The sequence below is a fragment of the Planosporangium mesophilum genome (genome assembly GCF_016863255.1).
GTDB lineage: Bacteria > Actinomycetota > Actinomycetes > Mycobacteriales > Micromonosporaceae > Planosporangium > Planosporangium mesophilum.
On record NZ_BOON01000098.1, the window covers coordinates 1 to 1,205 of the forward strand.

The 1,205-nt window shown below is 67.3% G+C and carries 1 protein-coding gene; it reads left to right on the forward strand.

What is annotated here, in order from left to right; genetic code table 11:
- Positions 1 to 68: 68 nt before the first annotated feature.
- Positions 69 to 1,205 (forward strand): IS3 family transposase gene (locus tag Pme01_RS30690; RefSeq protein WP_239088568.1). Its coding sequence is split into 2 segments (ribosomal slippage), with 1,138 coding nucleotides annotated over them: positions 69 to 342 and positions 342 to 1,205; the frame shifts between segments, so codons are not numbered across the junction. This gene is flagged as partial in the annotation.

Genomic DNA, 1,205 nt, shown 5'->3' on the forward strand with positions numbered 1-1,205 from the left:
GGGACTGCCCCCGGTTCGGTTGACTTCTGACCTGTGAGGATGCGTTCCTCGCTGGAAGGATGTCTGCCATGCCGAAAGCGTTCCCGCCGGAGTTCCGCCGTGACGTGGTCGCGGTTGCCCGCAAGGGCGAGGCGCCGCTGTCGCAGATCGCGAAGGACTTCGGGATCTCCGAGTCGTGCCTGCACCGCTGGCTGAAGATCGCCGACGTCGACGACGGGATCCGTCCCGGCGTCACCAGCACCGAGTCCGCGGAGCTGCGTGAGCTGCGTAAACGCAACAAGCTGCTGGAACAGGAGAACGAGATCCTGCGCCGGGCGGCGGCGTTCTTCGCCAAGGAGATCGCCCCAAAATGATGTACCCGCTGGTCGGCGACCTGGCCGCCGACGGCATCCCCGTCGCGGTGACCTGCCGGGTCCTGGGCTTTTCTCCGCAGGCGTTCTACGCCTGGCGCAAAGACCCGGTGTCACAGCGCGACTGGGACGACGCGCACCTGATCAACGCCGCGCTGGACATCCACCACGACGACCCCGCGTTCGGCTACCGGTTCATCGCCGACGAACTCACCACCCACGGCATCGTCGCCGGCCCCAACCGGGTGGCCCGGCTGTGCAAGGTGCAGCGCATCTGGTCGGTGTTCGCCAAGAAACGCGGCCTGACTCGCCGGGCCGGCCCGCCGGTGCACGACGACCTCGTGCGCAAGGTGTTCACCGCCGACGGCCCGAACCGGCTGTGGCTGACCGACATCACCGAGCACCCCACCGCCGAGGGCAAGCTCTACCTCTGCGCGATCAAGGACGTGTACTCCGGGCGGATCGTCGGCTACTCCATCGACTCCCGGATGAAGGCGTCCCTGGCCGTGTCCGCACTGCGCAACGCGATCCGGCTGCGGGACCCAGCGGACACAGTGGTCCACTCGGACCGCGGCAGCCAATTCCGGTCTCGGAAATTCGTGAAAGTGTTACACCGCAACGGTTTGGTCGGCCCGATGGGCCGGGTCGGCGCGTGCGGCGACAACGCCGCGATGGAATCGTTCTTCGCCCTGTTGCAGAACAACGTCCTGGACCGGCAACGCTGGCGCACCCGCGAAGACCTGCGCCTGGCGATCGTCACCTGGATCGAACGCACCTACCACCGTCGCCGACGGCAACGCCGCCTCGGCCGGCTCACCCCGATCGAGTTTGAGACCATCAACAGGCACGCAACCG